This is a genomic window from Lactobacillus sp. A27 (assembly GCF_016742815.1).
Taxonomy (GTDB): domain Bacteria; phylum Bacillota; class Bacilli; order Lactobacillales; family Lactobacillaceae; genus Lactobacillus; species Lactobacillus gallinarum.
The window spans coordinates 1-397 of record NZ_JAEHNT010000091.1; the positions used below are offsets into that span (position 1 = coordinate 1).

Annotated in this window: 1 pseudogene; it reads left to right on the top strand. The window is 39.0% G+C overall.

The window, feature by feature from the left end:
• A pseudogene (locus JEM49_RS09235) lies at positions 1–397 on the top strand (helix-turn-helix domain-containing protein); the annotation flags it as partial.

Here is a 397-nt window from a genome sequence, read left to right on the forward strand (position 1 = left end):
CTTTTATCCTAGTTCTAAGCAAAAGAAAATCATTAAGTTGAACTATGATGCGCAACGCTTTGTCTACAACTCTTATGTAGGACGTAATCGAAGCAATTATCATGCTAAGCACTACTTAGCTGTTAGACAATATCAAGCAATGCCCTTTGCCTTTTCTATTCTTAATAATTATGAGACTAAGCTAGCAGAAGAAGTAGTCGCCAATAGCGAACTATTGGCTAAGCCTAAGAATATCCGCGATACTTATAACTTTTTGCGTGTTAAAGAAATTGATAGCCTTGCCCTTGCCAATGCGATTCAGAACTACCAGAAGGCTTGGAGCAACTATCGCAAGATTGGTCATGGAATCCCAACTTTCCATAAAAAACGCAGCGACTGGTCATATCAGACCAACTGT